The 19,081-nt window shown below is 62.5% G+C and carries 14 protein-coding genes and 4 pseudogenes; 12 read left to right on the top strand and 6 right to left on the bottom strand.

Annotated elements, in window-relative coordinates; all coding sequences use genetic code 11:
• Positions 1–104 precede the first annotated feature (104 nt).
• Positions 105–967 (top strand): annotated as a pseudogene (locus LMTR3_RS25775) (class I SAM-dependent methyltransferase).
• Here the strand turns inward: LMTR3_RS25775 and LMTR3_RS39465 are convergent.
• Positions 964–1,158 (bottom strand): hypothetical protein, encoded by a 195-nt coding sequence (locus LMTR3_RS39465; RefSeq protein ID WP_245320000.1) that lies wholly within the window; start codon positions 1,156–1,158, stop codon positions 964–966. The pseudogene LMTR3_RS25775 and the gene LMTR3_RS39465 sit on opposite strands and share 4 nt — an antisense overlap.
• On the opposite strand from LMTR3_RS39465, the gene LMTR3_RS25770 reads away from it, so the two are divergent.
• The 7 genes and pseudogenes from LMTR3_RS25770 to LMTR3_RS25745 all read left to right on the top strand — a co-directional run bounded on the left by LMTR3_RS25770 (position 1,067) and on the right by LMTR3_RS25745 (position 8,021).
• Entirely contained in the window at positions 1,067–2,185 is a 1,119-nt protein-coding gene (locus LMTR3_RS25770; protein WP_245319996.1) for a Bcr/CflA family efflux MFS transporter, read from the top strand. The genes LMTR3_RS39465 and LMTR3_RS25770 overlap by 92 nt on opposite strands.
• Before the next feature lie 150 nt (positions 2,186–2,335).
• Entirely contained in the window at positions 2,336–3,445 is a 1,110-nt protein-coding gene (locus tag LMTR3_RS25765) for an efflux RND transporter periplasmic adaptor subunit (RefSeq protein WP_065747764.1), read from the top strand.
• 173 nt (positions 3,446–3,618) lie between these two features.
• On the top strand, positions 3,619–6,756 hold the full coding sequence (locus tag LMTR3_RS25760; RefSeq protein WP_065747763.1) for an efflux RND transporter permease subunit: 3,138 nt from the start codon (positions 3,619–3,621) through the stop codon (positions 6,754–6,756).
• Positions 6,757–6,790: 34 nt separating this feature from the next.
• Positions 6,791–7,014 (top strand): annotated as a pseudogene (locus tag LMTR3_RS25755) (TetR/AcrR family transcriptional regulator); the annotation flags it as partial.
• 47 nt (positions 7,015–7,061) lie between these two features.
• Positions 7,062–7,202: pseudogene (locus tag LMTR3_RS37965) on the top strand (SAM-dependent methyltransferase); the annotation flags it as partial.
• A 140-nt stretch (positions 7,203–7,342) separates the two neighbouring features.
• The gene (locus LMTR3_RS40370) at positions 7,343–7,624 is read left to right on the top strand and encodes a DUF7660 family protein (RefSeq protein WP_502686669.1); all 282 of its coding nucleotides are present in this window, start codon (positions 7,343–7,345) and stop codon (positions 7,622–7,624) included.
• Positions 7,625–7,742: 118 nt separating this feature from the next.
• The gene (locus tag LMTR3_RS25745; protein WP_349643820.1) at positions 7,743–8,021 is read left to right on the top strand and encodes an RNaseH domain-containing protein; all 279 of its coding nucleotides are present in this window, start codon (positions 7,743–7,745) and stop codon (positions 8,019–8,021) included.
• 151 nt (positions 8,022–8,172) lie between these two features.
• Here the strand turns inward: LMTR3_RS25745 and LMTR3_RS25740 are convergent, their stop codons facing one another.
• Both LMTR3_RS25740 and LMTR3_RS25735 read right to left on the bottom strand, forming a co-directional pair.
• The gene (locus LMTR3_RS25740; protein WP_065747759.1) at positions 8,173–8,418 is read right to left on the bottom strand and encodes a conjugal transfer protein TraD; all 246 of its coding nucleotides are present in this window, start codon (positions 8,416–8,418) and stop codon (positions 8,173–8,175) included.
• 1 nt (position 8,419) lies between these two features.
• A complete protein-coding gene (locus tag LMTR3_RS25735; RefSeq protein ID WP_065747758.1) occupies positions 8,420–8,746 on the bottom strand; it encodes a conjugal transfer protein TraD in 327 nt (108 codons plus the stop codon).
• Positions 8,747–8,917: 171 nt separating this feature from the next.
• On the opposite strand from LMTR3_RS25735, the pseudogene traA reads away from it, so the two are divergent.
• The 3 genes and pseudogenes from traA (at position 8,918) to LMTR3_RS25720 (ending at position 13,520) form a co-directional block, all read left to right on the top strand.
• Positions 8,918–11,868 (top strand): annotated as a pseudogene (gene traA, locus LMTR3_RS25730) (Ti-type conjugative transfer relaxase TraA).
• 129 nt (positions 11,869–11,997) lie between these two features.
• Positions 11,998–12,213, top strand: coding sequence for a helix-turn-helix transcriptional regulator (locus LMTR3_RS25725; protein ID WP_065747757.1), 216 nt, complete (start codon positions 11,998–12,000; stop codon positions 12,211–12,213).
• A 428-nt stretch (positions 12,214–12,641) separates the two neighbouring features.
• Positions 12,642–13,520, top strand: coding sequence for a hypothetical protein (locus tag LMTR3_RS25720; RefSeq protein WP_065747756.1), 879 nt, complete (start codon positions 12,642–12,644; stop codon positions 13,518–13,520).
• A 265-nt stretch (positions 13,521–13,785) separates the two neighbouring features.
• On the opposite strand, the gene LMTR3_RS25715 is transcribed toward LMTR3_RS25720, so the two are convergent.
• Entirely contained in the window at positions 13,786–14,886 is a 1,101-nt protein-coding gene (locus LMTR3_RS25715) for a L,D-transpeptidase family protein (protein WP_065747755.1), read from the bottom strand.
• A gap of 45 nt (positions 14,887–14,931) precedes the next feature.
• Complete coding sequence (locus LMTR3_RS25710; RefSeq protein ID WP_065747754.1) at positions 14,932–15,609, bottom strand: nitroreductase; 678 nt, start codon at positions 15,607–15,609, stop codon at positions 14,932–14,934.
• Between the two features lie 620 nt (positions 15,610–16,229).
• On the opposite strand from LMTR3_RS25710, the gene LMTR3_RS25705 reads away from it, so the two are divergent.
• Complete coding sequence (locus LMTR3_RS25705; RefSeq protein WP_084029801.1) at positions 16,230–17,339, top strand: TRAP transporter substrate-binding protein; 1,110 nt, start codon at positions 16,230–16,232, stop codon at positions 17,337–17,339.
• Between the two features lie 202 nt (positions 17,340–17,541).
• Here LMTR3_RS25705 and LMTR3_RS25700 read toward each other — a convergent pair whose 3' ends face one another.
• Complete coding sequence (locus LMTR3_RS25700; RefSeq protein WP_065747752.1) at positions 17,542–19,077, bottom strand: TRAP transporter large permease; 1,536 nt, start codon at positions 19,075–19,077, stop codon at positions 17,542–17,544.
• Positions 19,078–19,081 lie beyond the last annotated feature (4 nt).

Genomic DNA, 19,081 nt, shown 5'->3' with positions numbered 1-19,081 from the left:
AGGATGGATCGCTTCATCCTGTTCGCTCTTGTCGCTCGCTGGAGAGGAAGCGCGCTTTGACATCGGACAGCCTAGTCAAGAACGCATCAGAACAAGGATATGTCATGGCACAGCACAATGCCGATCGGGTCTCCGACTGGAATGGCCAAAGCGGGGAGCGCTGGGTCGCCCACCAGGCCCGGCTCGACGCCATAGCGGCGGCGTTCGGCCAGGCCGCGATCGAAGCCGCCGCGCCCGCAGCGGGCGAGCGCGTGCTGGACGTCGGCTGCGGCGCGGGCGGGTCCAGTCTGGCTCTGGCCGCCCGCGTCGGCGCGGGGGGCCAAGTGCTGGGCGTGGACATATCCGAACCGCTGATCGCCCGAGCGCGCGCGCTTGCACCACAGGATACGCCGGTCCTGTTCCGCGTGGCCGACGCCAGCAGCGCCGAGCTGCCCGAGGGGGAGTTCGACATCCTGTTCTCGCGTTTCGGGGTGATGTTCTTCGACGATCCGACAGGGGCGTTCGCCCACATGCGCCGCGCGCTCAAGCCGGGCGGGCGGGTCGCTTTTGTCTGCTGGCGTGGCGCGGCCGAGAACGATTGGGTGCGCCTGCCGATGGGCGCGATCAAAGGTATCGTGCCGCCGACGGCGCCGCCCGATCCCGAAGCCGCGGCGCATTCTCGTTCGGCGACCCGGCGCGGGTGGGCCGGATCCTGACGGCGGCCGGCTTCACCGATATCGCTATCGCACCCTTCGATGCTTCCGTCCCGTTTGGCGAGGGCGCGACGCGGGACGCGGCGATCGACGACGCGGTGAAGATGACGTTTGAGGTCGGCCCGCTGTCGCGGGTGCTCGCCGATCAGGCCGACGATATCCGCGCCCGCGCCTCGGCCGCGGTTCGTGCCGCCTTCGCGGGCCGCGCCGGCGAGCGGTCGGTGATAATCGACGGCGCGACGTGGATCGTCACGGCGCGCAATCCCGTAACCTAACACGCGAAGGATCCCATGGCTGACCTGATCAACACCGCGCCGCGGGACATTCCTACCTCCAGCGCTCTGCCCATCGCCGTCATTTCCGTCCTAACCGCGATGGGAACGCTGGCGACCAACATCTTGCTGCCGTCTCTGCCGAACATTGCGATCTCATTGAATGTCACGAGTGCGGCGGTCACGTCCGCCATCACCGTCTTCCTTGCGGTGTTCGGATTGGGCCAGCTCCTGGTCGGACCGCTTTCGGATCGCTACGGAAGACGTTGGCCGGTCCTGATCGGATTTGCCGTGTTCTTCGCGGGCAGCGTCTGGTGCGGTCTGGCAACCGACCTGCCCAATCTCCTTATCGGCCGCGTCGTGCAGGCAACGGGTGCTTGCGCGACGGCAGTGCTGTCTCGCGCCATCGCCCGCGACATGTTTAGCGGCGCAGCGCTGGCACGCGCGATGGCGGCCATCATGATCGTGATGTCCGCTGCTGCCGGGTTCTCGCCACTGCTTGGCGGCGCACTCGACCACAGTCTGGGCTGGCGCGCCGAATTCGCGCTGGTCGCGGCCTTTTCTGCCGTCAGCGCCGTTGCCTACGGCATCGTTGTCGGCGAAACCCACAATTCGATCCGCACGCCGCTCAACCCCGTTGCCATCGGCAGGACCTATGCCGGCCTGATTGGCGACCGTCGCTTCGCTATCCCCGCGACCACCTCGAGCCTCATCATAGCGGGCATGTTCTCGATGTTTTCCGCTGCACCGCGTCTATTCATCGAAGCGCTGCACTTCACGCCGATCCAGCTAGGCCTCTTTTTCGCCGGCACCATCTTCATCGTATTCGCCGCGGGTATGCTTGCAACAAGATTGGCACCACGCTACGGGCTCGATGGTCCGATCCGGGCCGGCTTGTGCGCGACGGCCGCCAGCAGCCTTGCGATCCTGCTCATCTCGATGATCAGCCCGACTTTCCTGCCTTTTCTGGGCGCGATGTGCGTTTTTCTTCTCGGCATGGGTGTTGTCATTCCACTGGCCACTGCGCGGGCGCTTTCTCCATTCGGGGAGAAGGCCGGCGCCGCCTCGGCGCTGCTGGGTTTCTTGCAGATGATGATCGCCGCGATCGGCGTATGGCTTGCTGCCACAGTGTCACATGAAGCAATGTTGGCGCTGGGCGTCGTGATGAGCGCGTTTTCCCTGCTGGCTCTTGGCCTGTACGCGCGGGACCCAGGATCTTGATTGGCGCCATGACTCCGCGCGCATTTCTTTTCAGTCGCTCGTGAGCTTTGCGAAGTCCGGCTTACGCCGTCGGGCAAACGCGGCAAAGATTCGCCAGAGAGTTAGTTAGTTGGTCAATCGTCAGGGTACGCAGAAGAGATGGATGCTAACATGAGTCACCGGCTTATCGAGGGCGCTCCCTATTCCAGGCTGTTGGCAGGCGTGTCGCTGGCCCTGATGGCGGCTTCGCTGGCCGGGTGCAATGACATCGTCGCTGAGAAGGCCGAGCCACCGCGGTCGGTTCTGGTCGCAACCGCGCATTATGATGCCGAGACTTCGCAGCAGAGCTTCGTCGGCACCATCAGGCCCCGGATCGAGAGTGACCTCGGCTTCCGCGTCGCCGGTAAAGTCGCCAAGCGCCTCGTGGAAGTCGGCCAGACCGTCGAAATCGGACAGCCGCTCGCCACCCTCGACGAGGTCGACCTGAAGCTCCAGGCCGAGCAGGCGTTGGCCGAGCAGACCGCCGCGACCGGCGTGCTGGCGCAGGCCGCCGCCGCCGAGCAGCGCGCCAAGGATCTGAAGGCCAAGGGCTGGACCACCGACGCGCAGATGGATTCGAGCCGTGCATCGGCCGACGAGGCCCGCGCACGCTTGAACCGTGCCGAGCGCGCGCTCGAATTGAGCAAGAATTCCCTTGCCTACGCGACGCTCGTTGCCGACGCCCAGGGCGTCGTCACCGCAACGCTGATCGAGCCTGGTCAGGTGGTCGCCGCGGGCCAGGCTTCGATCCGCGTCGCGCGCTTTGCCGAAAGGGAAGCGGTCGTCGCGATCCCTGAGACGCTGGTTGGACGTGCCAAGTCGGGCGTCGCCAGCGTCACTCTTTGGTCGGAGCCGAACAAGAAGTACGTCGCGAAGCTGCGTGAGATCGCACCGGCCGCCGATCCGGCCACCCGCACCTATCTGGCAAAGTTCTCGCTGCCTGAGGCCGACGACAAGGTCGCGCTCGGCATGACCGCGACGCTGACGCTGTCCGATGCCGCTACCGAGCGCATCGCGCGGCTGCCGCTGTCGGCGCTGTTTAACGAAGGCGGCAAGCCGTCATTCTACGTCGTCGACGACAAAGGTGCAGTCACGCTGAAGCCGGTCGCAGTGAAGTCCTACGACAGCAACGACGTCGTCATCACCGGCGGTGTGGACGAGGGCGCAAAGATCGTCGCCCTCGGTGTGCAGAAGCTCGATTCCGGCCAGAAGGTGCGGGTCCTATCGGCGCCGTCCTTCTAGGCTTTCTACGAGTTACGTCGTGTGAGGTAGTTTCGACCTTTGCCCCTACGCAAAGGCTGAAGCGGCGAAGCGATCCAGAACCCAGCCCCCTGGATTGCTTCGCTGCCTCGCGACGACGATTTGACCAGAGCGGCTGTCGTTTATTGCAACTGGATCGTCTTTCGGAGAGAGCGATGAAGCGCTTCAACCTTTCGGCTTGGGCCGTCAGCCATCCGACGCTGGTCCTGTTCCTGATGGTCATGCTCGGCGTCGCCGGCTACTTCTCCTATGAGAAGCTCGGCCGCGCCGAGGATCCGTTCTTCACGGTGAAGGTGGTCAACGTCTCCGTGCTGTGGCCGGGCGCGACCGCGCAGGAGATGCAGGCCCAGGTCGCGGATCCCATCGAGAAGAAGATCCAGGAGCTGCCCTATTTCGAGAAGGTGCAGACCTATTCCAAGCCCGGCTTCGCCGCGCTCCAGGTGACCTTCCGCGACGATACGCCACCGAAGGACGTGCCCCATCTCTTTTATCTGCTGCGCAAGAAGGTGATCGACGTACAGGGCCAGCTGCCGTCGGGCATCCTAGGGCCAGTCGTCAATGACGAGTTCTCCGACGTCGACTCCATCCTCTACATGATGACCGGCGACGGCGCCGACTACGCCCAGCTCAAGAAGGTCTCGGAGGGCTTTCGCCAGCGGCTGCTGAAGGTCGACGGCGTCACCAAGGTCAATCTTTACGGCACCCAGGACGAGCGCATCTTCGTCGAATTTTCCCACGCGAAGCTGGCAACACTTGGCATTACGCCGCAGGCGCTGTTCGATTCGCTCGCCAAGCAGAACAACGTCACGCCGGCAGGCACCGTGGAAACCTCCTCGCAGCGCGTGCCGCTGCGCGTCACCGGCGCGCTTGATGGCGTCAAGGCGGTCGCGGAGACCCCGGTCGAAAGCAATGGCCGCGTGTTCCGGCTCGGCGATATCGCGACCGTCACCCACGGCTTCGTCGATCCGCCGACCTTCGTCGCCCGCCAGGAAGGCAAGCCCGCGATCGGCATCGGCGTCGTCACCACCAAGGGCGCCAACATCCTCCAGCTCGGCGAGGATGTCGAGAAGGCGACCGCCGATTTCATGAAGGTCGTGCCGCAGGGCATCGAGGTCGAACAGATCGCTGACCAGCCGAAGGTGGTCGAGCGCGCGGTTGGCGAGTTCGTGCATTCCTTTATCGAGGCGTTGGCGATCGTGCTGTTCGTCTCTTTCGTGGCGCTCGGCTGGCGCACCGGTATCGTGGTCGCGATGTCGGTGCCGTTGGTGCTCGCCATCGTCTTCATCGTCATGAACGCGATGTCGATCGACCTGCACCGCATCACGCTCGGTGCGCTGATCATCGCGCTCGGCCTTCTGGTCGACGACGCCATCATCGCCGTCGAGATGATGGTGGTGAAGATGGAGCAGGGCTGGGACCGCGTTCGCGCGGCTGCCTTTGCCTGGGAATCAACTGCGTTTCCGATGCTCACGGGAACGCTGGTCACGGCCGCCGGCTTCCTCCCCATCGGCTTTGCCAATTCGGCGGTCGGCGAATATGCCGGCGGCATTTTCTGGATCGTGGCGATCGCGCTGGTCGCGTCCTGGTTCGTGGCAGTGATCTTCACGCCCTATATCGGCGTCAAGCTGCTGCCCAATATCGCCGTGCATCACAACCACGATCCGCACGCGATCTACGAGACGCGGATGTATCGCGGCTTGCGCGCCGTGGTGCAGTGGTGCGTCGACCACCGGATCAAGGTGGTGGCGGCGACCGTCGGCGTGTTCGTGCTCTCGATCGTCGGCTTCGGCCAGGTCCAGCAGCAGTTCTTCCCGCTGTCGGAGCGGCCCGAGCTGTTCCTCCAGTTGCGCCTGCCGGAAGGCACCGCCTTCAATGTCACGGAAAAGTCCGTCAAGAAGGCCGAGACCCTGCTCAAGGACGACAAGGACATCGAGACCTACACGTCCTATGTCGGCCAGGGCTCGCCGCGCTTCTGGCTCGGTCTCAATCCGCAGTTGCCGAACGAGGCCTTCGCCGAGATCGTTATCGTCGCCAAGGGCGTCGAGGCGCGCGAGCGGGTCAAGGCCAAGATCGAGAACGCGGTCGCCGACGGCATGCTGACCGAGGCGCGCGTCCGTGTCGACCGTTTCAATTTCGGTCCCCCCGTCGGCTTCCCCGTGCAGTTCCGCGTAATCGGCCCCGATGCCAACAAGGTGCGTGAGATCGCCTATCAGGTCCGCGACGTCATGCGGCAGAACAAGAACGTCAAGGACGTCCAGCTCGACTGGAACGAGCAGTCTCCGTTCCTCAAGCTGGTCGTCGACCAGGATCGCGCCCGTGCCATGGGCCTGACCCCGCAGGACGTCTCCCAGGCGCTATCCATGCTGATCTCCGGCGCGCAGGTCACGACCGTGCGCGACGGCATCGAGAAGGTCGGCGTGGTTGCCCGTGCGATTCCGTCCGAGCGTCTCGACCTCGGCGGCGTCGGCGATCTCACCATCACCTCGCGTAACGGCGTGGCCGTGCCGCTGCAGCAGGTTGCCAAGATCGAGTATGCGCATGAGGAGCCGATCCTGTGGCGGCGCAACCGCGACATGGCGATCACCGTGCGCTCTGACGTCGTCGACGGCGTGCAGGCGCCCGATGTCACCAGCCAGATCACGCCGAAGCTGAAGCCGATCATTGACCACCTCGAGCCGGCCTACCGCATCGAGCCGGGCGGGGCGTTCGAGGAATCCGCCAAGGGCAACGCCTCGATCTTCATCCTCTTCCCTCTGATGGTCATGGTGATGCTGACGCTGCTGATGATCCAGCTCCAGAGCTTCTCGCGCCTGATCCTGGTGTTCCTCACCGCGCCGCTCGGCATCGTGGGCGCTTCCCTCGGGCTCAACGTCGCCAACGCCCCGTTCGGTTTCGTGGCACTGCTCGGCCTGATCGCGCTCGCCGGCATGATCATGCGCAACACGGTCATCCTGGTCGACCAGATCGAGACCGATGTTTCGCACGGCCTCACCAGGCGCGCGGCGATCGTTGAGGCAACCGTCCGCCGCGCCCGTCCGGTGGTGCTGACTGCGCTCGCCGCCATCCTCGCCATGATCCCGCTGTCGCGCTCGGCGTTCTGGGGCCCGATGGCGATCACCATCATGGGCGGCTTGTTCGTCGCGACCTTCCTGACGCTCTTGTACCTGCCCGGCCTCTACGCCCTCTGGTTCCGCAAGAGCCTGGATGAGGCCGGCACCCCCGAGCAGCCTGCCGCGCCGCAGCATGGGAGCGATGACCCGCATGCTATTCCGCGTGCTAAAGCGGCTGAATAAGTGAGATGAAGCACTGATTGACGAGTCCCGACAGATGACACTGATTGCGGAACATATCGAAGGCGACACCCGGGATCGTATTCTGGAGGTCGCCGCCCCGCCAACGTCTATCGCTTCTTCGAATCGAAGAAAGGCGATTCACCAGGCGGTGGCGCAGGGCCTGATGGGCGAGGTCGAGCTCGAGGCGCAGCGGATCGTGGCGCGGCCCGGTCCGGTACGCCCGCGCTTCCGCGAACTGCTCGCACGATCCATCGCATGAGACGATCACACGCAGGTCTGGCGCCTTTTCGCTGGTGGAGGCGGGCGCGCTCGCTGATCAGCCCGACGACATCCGCGCCCGCGCCTCGGCCGCGGTTCGTGCCGCCTTCGCGGGCCGCCCCGGCGAGCGGTCGGTGATGATCGACGGCGCGACGTGGATCGTCATGGCGCGCAATCCGGCAAGCTGACAGGGATTAGCAGGAGAGACGCCCCGCTCGGTGGAGGGGGGCGTCTTTGGCCGGTCAGCGGGACCAGATGAGGGCGTATTCGCCGGCGGTCTCGGAGAGGAGAGAGTTAGTTGGCCAATCGGTCAGGGTACGCAGAAGAGATGGGTGCTGACATGAGTCACCGGCTTATCGATGCCGCTCCCTCGAATGCGTCCGAGCTCTCAGCTTATGTAGAGAGTCTCCGCGAGCACTTGCTGGCGCATCCGGAGGAATGGGAGCAGGTTACGCTGGACCAATATCTCGAAGCTTTCGCAGCTGTGCTGCGAGACCATCAAGGGCCGAGCTCCCTTGGCCAAAGCCGTCTCCTGGACGGGCATGAGCGGGAAAGCATGCCTTACGCCGTCCTTGCTCGACTGCTGCATGCGGCCAGCATCTACGAGTAGCCCTGACGCGCCTTCGGTTGACCCTGGCGAGCCGAAGCGAATTCGATCGAGCGATCGCCGGCAACATCGTGCGAATACGCTTTCAACTTCGTCCTGAACCAGGACTGTCAGCCATGCGCTGAAAAAGAAGCCGCACTCCGCGAGGATAGTCGGCCGGGCGATGCCGGTATCGCGCCAGCTTCCGACCGGCGACAACACGGCGCTGGATAACAATCCGCGAAAGGTTTCGTCGGTCGACGAAGTGTGGATCGCCTTGTGCCAGGATGGCGACTATCTCGACGAACTGCGTCTGTTCGCTCACCGGCTGAGATCGGTCCACGCGCAATACGACGATGACACCAGAGCCCCGTTCCCGCTGCACGAGCTTCTTCTACTGAGCGAGGCCGTCACCGCCTGAACCGCCGCGGTTCGTTCGTCGGAGCTCCGGCGTCTTCGGACGTCCGACCCGACTACCCGCCGGACTTCCTTCGCCGCACGAGCCAACCGACGGCGGCCTCTTCCATGATCTCCCACGCAGGCCGACCGTCTTCGCTGCCATTGTCGTCGCATCAACGATTTGTGCGTACGTGCGTCGCCGAATCCGCCTCGAACGCTTGCTTTCCCTTTGCGGCCCATAGCGCTCTTGCCCGTTCGCCTTGATCGCTCTTGAGCTTGTCGGCCATCCAAAATAGCGCGCCAAGGATGGTGGCGCGGTCGTCGCCGATTAGATCCACGATACCGGCTTTGACGACGAGGCCGCCGAGTTCGATGAGGTGCCGCGTGCGCTTGCGGCGCTCGACCTGCCACGTTCGCATGTCATGTCGCGCCCTTGCGGCTTGATGTCGGTTGCGCGCCACCCAGTTGCGCAGGAGGGCCATCCGTGTTGCGATCATTTGTCGGTGCATTTCGCCGCGCCCGGCTTTGAAAGAACGCAGCCCCGCGCCTGGCCCATGCCTCCCTCTTTCCGGCCTCCTTCGTCTCGGCTAGCACGATCAGCGCTCCAGCCAATTCATCGGCGCTGAGCGCGTCAGCTCCCGTGGCAATGACGAGTTCGCCCAGCTGCTGTACCTTGCGGCTCTTGAGGTCCCGCGCCTTGTCCCCCAGTGCCTTCAGTTCAGCATCAAAGTCCCGTGGCTTGCGCATCTTCGTCTCCGTCGGTGTTGATGGAGAAATGATAGTCTAGCACCCGGCAGAATGCTCCAAGGTCACCAGGACGGCCTGGAACGCGGTAGTCCCTCCCGAGATTTTTTCGAGGGAGGGCGCGCTTATACGTCGTTCCGACGTGCGCTTTGCCGTGCCACTGATCTGATCGCGATGGCGATCTATCATCTTCACGTCAAGGTCATTGGCCGCAAGTCCGGGTCCAGCGCAGTGGCCTCGGCCGCCTATCGCTCGGGCTCGCGGCTGTGCGACGAGCGCCTGGACCGCAGCCACGACTTTTCCGGCAAGCGCGGCGTCGTCCATTCCGAGGTGATGCTACCGGAGAACGCGCCGGAGGCATGGACCGACCGCGAGCGGCTCTGGAACGATGTCGAGGCGTTCGAAATCCGCAAGGACGCCCAGCTTGCCCGCGAGGTCGAATTCGCGATTCCCCGCGAGATGACTCAGGCTCAGGGGATCGAGCTGGCCCGCGACTTCGTGCGGGCCGAATTCGTGGGCCAGGGCATGATCGCCGATCTCAACGCGCATTGGGACATGGCCGAGGACGGCATGCCCAAACCCCATGCCCATGTCATGCTGACCATGCGCGCGGTGGACGAGAACGGTTTTGGCCGGAAGGTGCGAGACTGGAACCGCACCGAGATGGTCGCACGCTGGCGTGAACGCTGGGCCGAGCTTGCCAATGAGCGGCTGGCCGAACTCGACATCGACGCGCGGATCGACCATCGCAGCCTTGAGCGCCAAGACATCGCGTTGGAACCACAAAGCCAAATCGGCGCGCCGGCGCAGCGGATCGAAGGCGAAGGGATCGAGGCCGCCGACCGCGCCGAACTGCACCGCGAGATCGCGCGCGGCAACGGCGCGCGGATCATCGCCGATCCTTCGGTCGCGTTGGACGCCATCACGCATCAGCAATCGACTTTTACGCGGCGCGATATGGCGAAGTTCGCGCACCGGCACAGCGGCGGGATCGACCAGTTCAACGAAGTGATGGTCGCGATGCGCGGAGCGCCCGATCTGGTCGAACTCGGCAAGGACGCTCGGGGCGAAGATCGCTTCACCACCCGAGACATGATTAAGGCCGAACAGCGCCTGCACCGCGCCGCCGAACTGATGGCTGAACGGGCGCGCCATGAGGTGCGTGACGCGCATCGCAACGCAGCGCTGGCGCGTGCGGAAGCCCGCGGTCTTGTCCTGTCGGGCGAGCAGGCCGACGCGGTTGCGCGTGTCACGGACGGCCGCGATTTGGGCGTCGTGGTCGGCCATGCCGGCACTGGCAAGAGCGCGATGCTCGGTGTGGCTCGGGAGGCATGGGAAGCAGCGGGCTACGAGGTCCGGGGCGTGGCGCTGTCGGGCATCGCGGCGGAAAATCTTGGAAGCGGATCGGGCATCTCGTCGCGCACCATCGCCAGCATGGAACATGGCTGGGGGCAGGGCCGCGACCTGCTCACGACCCGCGATGTGCTAGTGATCGACGAGGCGGGCATGGTCGGCACGCGCCAGTTGGAGCGCGTCCTATCGCATGCGGCGGAGGCTAGCGCGAAAGTCGTGCTGGTCGGCGATGTCAAGCAGTTGCAAGCGATCGAAGCCGGTGCGGCCTTCCGCTCGCTTCACGAGCGTCATGGCGGGGCGGAAATCGGCGAGGTGCGCCGCCAGCGGGAGGACTGGCAGCGGGACGCCACGCGCGATCTGGCAACCGGCAGAACCGGCAATGCCCTTGAGGCCTACCGCTCCCACGGCATGGTGCATGAGGCCCAGACCCGCGAGCAGGCGCGGGGCGATCTGATCGAGCGCTGGGACCGCGCCCGACAGGCGTCGCCCGACAAGCGCCAGATCATCCTCACCCATACCAATGACGAGGTGCGCGCACTCAACGAGGCGGCGCGCGAGCGGATGCGGGCCGCCGGCGCTCTGGGCGACGAGGTGGGTGTGGCGGTCGAGCGCGGCGCGAGAAACTTCGCCAGCGGAGATCGCGTCATGTTCCTGCAGAACGAGCGCGGCCTCGGCGTAAAGAACGGCACGCTCGGCACTATCGAACAGGTGAGCGCGCAGTCCGTGACTGTGCGCATCGACGATGGCCGATCCGTTCGATTCGACCTCAAGGATTACAACCGCATCGACCATGGATATGCGGCGACGATCCACAAGGCGCAGGGTATGACTGTGGACCGCACCCATGCGCTGGCGACGCCGGGCATGGATGCCCATAGCAGCTATGTCGCCCTGTCGCGGCACCGCGACGGCGTGGAGCTGCATTACGGCCGCGATGATTTTGCCAATCCGGACCGCTTCACCCGAACCCTGTCGCGCGACCGGGCCAAGGACATGGCCTCGGATTACGAACGCGCCGATCCGGCCCAAAACTATGCCGAGCGGCGCGGGATCAGCTTCGGCGAGCGCATTGCCGAGATTGTGCGCAAGGTCGTGCCCGAGAGGGTGCGCAACATGTTCGAGGGCCTGCGCCCGTCTGCCGAAGCTGTGCCCGGCACGGGCAACGCGCGGAGGCCGGAACGGGAAGCGCCTGAAAGGAGGGTGGCGGAAGACCCGGAAGCGGCGCTGCGTAAGGCCCGCACAAAGGTCTCATCCGTCATGCCCGAGCCGTGAATGCGATCTTCGATATGCAGGATTGGGGCGGCAAGGCCAGCCCGGCGCAAGTGAACGAATTGCAGGAGGCCCGGAAAGCCTTCGAGGAGGTGCGGCCCTACGGCTCGCACGATGCAGAAGCCGCCTACAAGAAGAACCCGGAGCTTGTCGGCGAGGCCGCATCGGGCCGGGTCAACCGGGCCGTCCGCGCCCTTCAGCTCGAAACCGAACTTCGCAGCGACCCGGGGCGCCGCGCTGATCGTTTCGTGGAACGCTGGCAGAAGCTCGATCAGGCCAGCCAGCGCCAGTATCAGGCCGGCGACATTTCCGGCTACAAGGCCACGCGCTCCGCGATGGGCGACATGGCTAAAAGCCTCGAACGCGATCCGCAACTGGAATCCATCCTCGCCAATCGCAAGCAGGAACTCGGCATCGGATTCGAATCGGGCCGCCGGCTCGGCCAGGAACTGGCCTTCACTCACGGCATCGACATCGGCAGAGGCCGAGGCATCGGAATCTGAGCCATCCTGTTTGCCGCCGCCTGAACGCCATAGTACGGCGATGCGCAAAACGCTCTTGCGCGCCTGCAACGGCCTGTCCTGTCTAGTCGCAGATGCTGTCAGAAACAGCCAGCAGGAGGCCGCGGGGCCATGCACGAACCAGACCGTATCATCCGTCTAAGAACTGTCCTTTCCCGGACCGGGCTGTCCCGATCTACCGTCTACCGCAAGATCGCCGAGGGCACGTTCCCGGCTCAGCTCAAGATCAGCGTCAACGGGACTGGCTGGCATGAATCGGACATCAATCGCTGGATCGCAGATCCCGTCTCATGGCGTCCGAAAGGCGAACTCGATGACGTCCGGTGAGGTCGGTTTGTACAGTTTCCTCACGCGGGTCCTCCAAGCCTCCACAGCCAACCCGAGTCTGGAAAGTCGGTACGACGAGCCTACCCTCGGTGCCGGCGCGATGGTCACAGTTGGAGACGGGCTCGCGTGGTGTATGTATAGGTGTATGTAGACAAAAGTCGTGCGCTAGAAACCCCGATAAAATTGGCGTTTCTTGCATTTTCTGGCGGACACTCTCTCCGCCAAACAAATACAGCTGCTGGTCCGCCCTCGCTTTGCAACAGAGTGAGAGAGACCACTGCAAGACTGTTGATCACGCTCTCGACGTCCTTGGCGACGAATCGGTTGCGTGTAGAGTTCCCTGCTACACTGGAGCGTGCATGCGGCCAAAGGTAGTGAGCACCGGAGAAATCATGGCTCAAGCACTGCAGGATCGGGAAGAATAGGCAATGTCAGATCAGGGCTGGGACAAGCACGCCGTACACGCCCGTAGGCTTCATGAGCGCTACATACTCTTCATTTTGCTGGCCGTGTTGATCGGTGTCATTACGGTCAAGTGGTCCGACGTCCCAAAGCTCACTGAGTACATTAGCTTTGCGCTAACGCTTGCGTCGCTGCTCCTGGCCATCATGGCCATCGGATATGCGATTTATTCCAATCACGGCTTGGGACTAAATTTGGCTTCGTTGGTGTCGTCGATTGGTGAGGTAAAGACTATTGCGTCAACGCTATCTGCTTCGTCCGTCACCCTGTCACGCGACATTCAAAGCCTGTCGGAGCAAACAGGCGGAATGGACCGTAGGTTAGCGCAGATTGCCGAGAACACGCGCGCTCAAGAGCTATCCAAGCAAGCGATACAAGAGCCTGCCGCGCCATTGCCTGAACCAGAGCTAAGCCTGCCACTCGAAGTACGAGCTTACGAACTTGACTTGGTACGCTTCGCCACTGTGACATCGACAACTGGCCGATACGTGTTGTTCGCTCTAACCATCGCCTTCCTCAACAAGAAGGAAATTAATATGAAGGAATTGTTTGAACGAGGCGAGTATCAGTGGGGGTTCCTCATCGCGACGTCGTCCGCGGACATTTGGGACGGTCCGACAAAGGGCTATGATCAAGTTAACGTTGAGAGTTTTCCCGGAGCGGACGTCGGGTTCGCTACCAAGTTGGTGGCCTTAACCCAAGCCTCAGCGGCTGAGTCCGACATTGACACAATGCCGGAAAGTGTTGCGGAGGACTTCGGTAGGATGCGAGCTTATTTCGAGGATAAGGGCTTTGATCTACATGGCACGTTGGACGCCTTTAGAAGGGTCGTGAAGAAGAAGTAGCCGCATCGGGTTAGAAGGCCGTCGTCGGAATTACGGTGACAGTGCATTAAACTATTGTGAGTAGCGGCAGCGTTGACGACGAGCCACGCGCCTGCGCGCGGCACTTGGTCATCCCCTCCCGCCTTCGCCCATCTAACCCTAGAAACCGACAAATACCGTAGCTTTCTCGACAGACCTCCGCTCCGACGCCACCGCATTCGCTGGGACGGAGTGCCGATGCCAGCCATTGTCTGCTGATGCTCCATCGCTGACGTCGCAGAAGTGTCTAGCACCGCCCCGATGAGAAGCCGGCACGCGCCGCATTACACACAACCGGCTTGTCGAACGAGCTCCCAAACCATCTGCTCGTCAGCGAGCCATCATTGTCGATCCACGGGATCGGCGGCAATGTCGGCAGGTACGACGCATACGGCATCACCTTCGCAAGCGTCACCCGGCCCGGAAACCGTGCGAGGAAAGCCTTGTTCATTCCGCCGTCAAGTCCGCTGTAGATCGGGGCCGCCGGCACATTGTCTTCAACCAATTTCGAGTAGGCGCGCTCGTCGGCGCGCTGTTTTTCCTTTGCCCGCCGTGCGATTTCGGGATTGACGACGAAGGGGGGACATTTTCCAGCGGCATCGAACACGAGAGGGTGCGGCGAATTCGCAGGCGGTTGCGCATCGAATACATAGCGGCGGTTGCACACATCCACCTTGGGTTCGCGTTGCGTCGTCTCGAAGTGATCGTTGCCGACCTTGAGCATTTTCCAGAAGGAGAGGTTCGGACTGTTTCGATGCCGCGCCAGATTTTCCGGCGTCAGGCGGAACGGATAGGCCTGCACTTGAAACGACGGCCGGCCGCTGAGCGAGTCGCGCGCCAGCGAATAGATTTCGCTGATCTGTTCGTCGGTCATGGCATAGCAACCGCTCGACCAGCAGTCGCCGTGGATCATGAGGAAGCTGCCGTTGCGCTTGTTCGCTCTGTCGAAGCTGTTGGGGTAGCCGAGGTTAATCGACAGATAGAAGTTGGAGTTGGGATTCATCAACTCAGGCGTAATTGTATAAAACCCTTCCGGCGCCTGCCGATCGCCCTCGTACAATTTCGGCCCGAGATCGCCCGACCACCGGCAGATCGGATAGGTCTTCAGGATCTGGAAACGGCCGGCCGTGTCCTGTTTCCAGACTTCAAGCTCCGCCTCCTCCTTGAAAAGGCGCATAACGATCGGCGAATATTTTGGCATCTTCTTCTGTTCGAGCAGCGCGAGCAGCTCGGGCGGCAGCTCCTGTGTTGCCTTGGCCGGCAACGGTTTTGTGCTTTGGCCAAGGCACTTGACCGGCGTCAAGATGGCGGCAAACGCGGTTGCGAGTACAAGCGCATGTCGGGCCATCGCGCGGATCACTGCTGCACCTCCAGCCCTTCCGCCCGCGCGCCGTTAACTCTCAAACCCGACAAACACCGTCGCTTCCTCGACAGACTTCCGCTCCGACACCACCGCATTCGCCGGAAACGTCTCATCCGGCCAGCCCAGCGCGATGCTTTTCATGATGACCTGATCGTCGGCGATCCCTGCGTACTCGCGCACCACGGGGGATTGCATGATGCCCTGGCTGTTGATCACGGCGCCGAGCCCGCGAGACCAGGCCGCATTGACGAGCGCGGTCGCCACCGCGCCGCAGTCGAAGGGCGTATCGTCGCTGCCGTCAAGGACGCGGTCATAGGTGATGATCACGCAGACGGGCGCGTCGAACTGGCGGAAGCCGCGCAGGACCCAGTCCTGGCGCTTGTCCTTGTTGTCGCGCTCGATCCCCATCGCGGAGAATAATTGCTTGGCGACACCGACCTGCCGGTCGCGGTGCTTGCCTGCAAAGGGTTGACCGGTGCGGAATTCGCGCGACTGCGGAATGCCCGCCACCATGCGTTCGGTGTTGCCGGCGCGGATCCGATCCAGCGGTTCGCCTGTTATGACGTAGAAATTCCAGGGCTGGGTGTTCATCGAGGACGGAGCGCGCATCGCCAAACCAATGATTTCCGCAATCAGCGCCTTGGGTACTGGATCGGGTTTGTAACCGCGGATGCTCCGGCGACCGAGGATAACGTCATCAAACAGCATCTGTATGGGAATCCCCGGATAAGTCCTGAATCAGCTTTCGTCTGACGGTACACCGAACAGCATCCGCTGCGGGCCCGTCGTCGTCTATCGGATTTTGGGATGATGAAATTGTGCTGCTGATTTGCCCGACGTGTCAAGGTTTCGGTCCTAACCGTCGGTTGCGTCGGCCGCCGGCTACTTTGCATGGGGTTGTTTTCGATATTTTTGGTGGGAGCCGCGATCCGGCGCGACGGCGCCCGGCCTGAAGGCGCATAGGCCTTTTCAGGCTGTTGCCCAAATCGTGGGTTTTGGTCTGGAAAGGTCGAAAATTCCTGATCTTTCAATGAGGATTGACTGACACTCTCTCCGCCAGCCGGCCCATCTATTCGAACAAGTTCGCCGCTGCCCAGAGGGCCCTTTTTGCCACCGCAAGCGGCTGTCTGGCCAAATCACGAACCGGGGTGGCCGGACGGCTGTTTTAATGGCCCGCGGGTTCATCTGACTGGAGGCTAGCGAGCGCCAGAGAGCCGCACTGGCTGACGGCACCTTACCGCTGTAGGCTATTCGTGTGCTGGCCAGCCGCTGGGCTCGCCCGCGCACTCTGCCAAAAGGGAGAAAAGCAAAAGGGAGGGAGACGTCCGATGAAAATGAGTTCGCTTAGGAAAGTCGCTCTGTTCGCAGCAACATCCGCCACGTTGGCGTTCGCGGGCACAGCGCTCGCCCAACAGCCTCGGGTCCTCAAGATACAATCGGCGGTTCCGCCGTCATCCACCACGCACGACGCTCTCAAGTTTTTTGCCGACCGCGTCGACAAGCTGACCGGCGGCAATCTCAAGATCGAGGCGCTGCCGGGCGGCGCGGTCGTTCCGCCGTTTGAGATCCTGGATGCCACGCACAAGAAGGTGATCGATGGTGCCTATGGCATCTCCTACTGGTGGTACGGCAAGAGCGTCACCGCGACGCTGTTCGCCAATACACCGGCGGGCATTTTCGGCATGGATGCCGTCGACTTCATCGGCTGGGTCTACGAGGGCGGCGGTCTCGATCTGTGGAACGAGTTCTACCAGAAGGAGCTCAAGCTCAATCTGGTGGCATTTCCGAGCATCCCGCCGAGCCCGCAAGCGCTCGGCTGGTTCAAGCGTCCGATCAAGGACCTGCCCGACTTCAAGGGAATGAAGTGCCGGCAGACCGGCATCGTCTCGCAGCTCTATGCCAAGATGGGCATGGCGGTCGTCAACATGCCGGGTGGTGAGATCCTGCCCGCCGCAGAGCGCGGCACGATCGATTGTGCCGAGTGGGTCGGCGGTATCGAAGATCAGCGGCTCGGTCTGCATACGGTCTGGAAATACCACTACACACCCGGCATGCATGAGAGCGCCTCTGTCGCTGAGATCGCGATCAACAAGGACGTGTGGGACAGCTTGCCGGATCAGAACAAGGAAGCCATCAAGTCGGCCACGTCAGAGACGTTCCTGCGCTGGTGGGCCAGCTTCCAGCGACAAAACGCGGACGCGATCGCAGAGTTTAAGGAGAAGCACGGAGTCAAGCTCCTGACGACACCGCCCGAGGTCAATCAGGCCTTCCTCAAGGCCTGGGATGAGTTTGCCACGGCGGAGGCCGCGAAGAACCCGTTCTTCAAGAAAGTCTACGAATCTCAGAAGGCCTATGCCGCCAAGGTCGTGCCCGCCAAGCGCTTCATGTTCCCGCCCTACGCTTTGCAGGCGGACCACTATTGGCCCGTTAAAGAATAAGACGGCCTTGAACGCGATGGATTATATCGAACCGCCATCGCGCTCCAGGTTGATTGAGCATGATCTCCGGGCAAACGCTTCGCGTTTGTCCCGAGGGAGAACCGGTACCGACTATTCCGGATCGTGTTCTGGCGAATGGAGGACATAGCTGAAAGGGCGGCCTCGGCCGCCCTTCTTGATATGGATAGCTGGCCGATCGCACTTACCTGACAATGTTCGGCAACCACAGTGCGATTTGCGGGAATAACAGCAGCAACGCCAGAACTAAGACCTGAATAACCATATAGTCGGACATGCCCCGGTAAATCGCGCCCAAGCTCCATTGCGGAACGACGTTCCGCAGATAGTACGCCGACATTGCAACGGGCGGGCTCAAATACGACGTCTGCATATTGACGGCGGTCAGTGCGCCGAACCAAATCAGCAGGTCGAGCTTGTTCAAGCCGAACTGAAGCTTTTCGACCACCGGCAAAACGATCGGAAGAAAGACCAGGATGATCACGGGCCATTCGAACGGCCAGCCGAGGACGAAAAAGATCACCATGATCAACGCCAGCTTCCACCAGTCACTCAACGGAAGGGCGAGCAGATAGCTGGTAATCAAGTTCGCTGTACCCAGCTTGGTGAAGACAGCGCCGAACACCGTCGAGGCCACCGCCAGAAACAGCACCATGGCCGAGGTCACCATCGTGCCGATAGCCGCGTTGGTGATCGATTGCATGCTGAGCCGGCCGTAAAAGAATGCAAGGAGTATAGCGCCGAAAGCCCCGCACGAGGCTGCCTCGGTCGGTGTGGCGATTCCACTGACTATGGTTCCGAGGGTAAATCCGATCAGCGCGCTGAGAGGTGCAATGCCGAGCATGACGGCGCGGAAGTAGGCGTTCCGGAAGTAGGGGTAAGCCGTCAGAATCGCTAACACCGAAGCGATGGCCGATAGGCTAAACGGCCCGATCGCAAGCGACAGACGCGGCACACGCGCTTGGCTCAACAACAACTCGAGCAGCAAGTACGCCAATGCGACCAGGCACACCAGGCCCAATCCGACTACAGGAGCGCCTACCTTTTCCGTGGTCATCGCGTCATAGGTGGCTGTGCGCTCCTCCATGGTCATGGCTGGTCCGAGCTTCGGATTGATCAAGCTGCGGACGAGCGTATAGGCAATATAGGAGCCAGCGAGCAGAAAGCCCGGGCCGAACGCCGCTGAATAGAGCAGATTGACGGGCACGCCCATGACCGGGCCCATGACTACCAGCATTATGCTTGGAGGAACCAGAATGCCGAGCGTACCGCCGGCGGCGATTGCACCCGCTGACAGCCGCGCGTCATAGCCGGTTTTGATCATCATCGATCCGGCCATGATGCCGAGCACGGTCACTGCGGCGCCCACGATGCCGGTCGCCATCGCAAAAATAGTCGCCGTTAGAATTACGGCCAAATAGAGCGATCCGCGCACCGGCGCGAGAACGCTGCGCAAAGCCACGAACAGCCGCTCCATGAGTCCGGCCTGTTCGGTCATGTAACCCATGAAGATGAACAGCGGCACGGCGGGAAAGATCTCGTCTTTCATCGTGCCCCAGATCTGCAGGTAGCCGAGATTGAAAGTCTGTTCCCACCCGAGGCCAATGCCACCAAAAACAAGGGCGAGAAACAGCAGCGTGAAGGAAATCGGGAAACCGATGAAAATGACGAAGACCATACCGACGAGCATGGCAAGTCCGAGAGCTTCGGCGGCGGTCATGGTT

This window comes from Bradyrhizobium sp. LMTR 3 (assembly GCF_001693485.1).
In the GTDB taxonomy this organism is placed as follows: domain Bacteria; phylum Pseudomonadota; class Alphaproteobacteria; order Rhizobiales; family Xanthobacteraceae; genus Bradyrhizobium.
The sequence above is the reverse complement of the archived record's forward strand: the minus strand, read 5'-3'. Positions and strand labels throughout refer to the sequence as shown.

What these genes read in the sequence shown, in the direction of transcription:
- LMTR3_RS25770 (WP_245319996.1), top strand. Translation starts at nt 1,067, where the DNA reads ATGGGAACGCTGGCGACCAACATCTTGCTGCCGTCTCTGCCGAACATT.
- LMTR3_RS25725 (WP_065747757.1), top strand. Translation starts at nt 11,998, where the DNA reads ATGCACGAACCAGACCGTATCATCCGTCTAAGAACTGTCCTTTCCCGG.
- LMTR3_RS25720 (WP_065747756.1), top strand. Translation starts at nt 12,642, where the DNA reads ATGTCAGATCAGGGCTGGGACAAGCACGCCGTACACGCCCGTAGGCTT.
- LMTR3_RS25700 (WP_065747752.1), bottom strand. Translation starts at nt 19,077, where the DNA reads ATGACCGCCGCCGAAGCTCTCGGACTTGCCATGCTCGTCGGTATGGTC.
- LMTR3_RS25760 (WP_065747763.1), top strand. Translation starts at nt 3,619, where the DNA reads ATGAAGCGCTTCAACCTTTCGGCTTGGGCCGTCAGCCATCCGACGCTG.
- LMTR3_RS25710 (WP_065747754.1), bottom strand. Translation starts at nt 15,609, where the DNA reads ATGCTGTTTGATGACGTTATCCTCGGTCGCCGGAGCATCCGCGGTTAC.
- LMTR3_RS25765 (WP_065747764.1), top strand. Translation starts at nt 2,336, where the DNA reads ATGAGTCACCGGCTTATCGAGGGCGCTCCCTATTCCAGGCTGTTGGCA.
- LMTR3_RS25735 (WP_065747758.1), bottom strand. Translation starts at nt 8,746, where the DNA reads ATGCGCAAGCCACGGGACTTTGATGCTGAACTGAAGGCACTGGGGGAC.
- LMTR3_RS25715 (WP_065747755.1), bottom strand. Translation starts at nt 14,886, where the DNA reads ATGGCCCGACATGCGCTTGTACTCGCAACCGCGTTTGCCGCCATCTTG.
- LMTR3_RS25705 (WP_084029801.1), top strand. Translation starts at nt 16,230, where the DNA reads ATGAAAATGAGTTCGCTTAGGAAAGTCGCTCTGTTCGCAGCAACATCC.
- LMTR3_RS25740 (WP_065747759.1), bottom strand. Translation starts at nt 8,418, where the DNA reads ATGCGAACGTGGCAGGTCGAGCGCCGCAAGCGCACGCGGCACCTCATC.
- LMTR3_RS40370 (WP_502686669.1), top strand. Translation starts at nt 7,343, where the DNA reads ATGGGTGCTGACATGAGTCACCGGCTTATCGATGCCGCTCCCTCGAAT.
- LMTR3_RS39465 (WP_245320000.1), bottom strand. Translation starts at nt 1,158, where the DNA reads ATGGCGGACGTGACCGCCGCACTCGTGACATTCAATGAGATCGCAATG.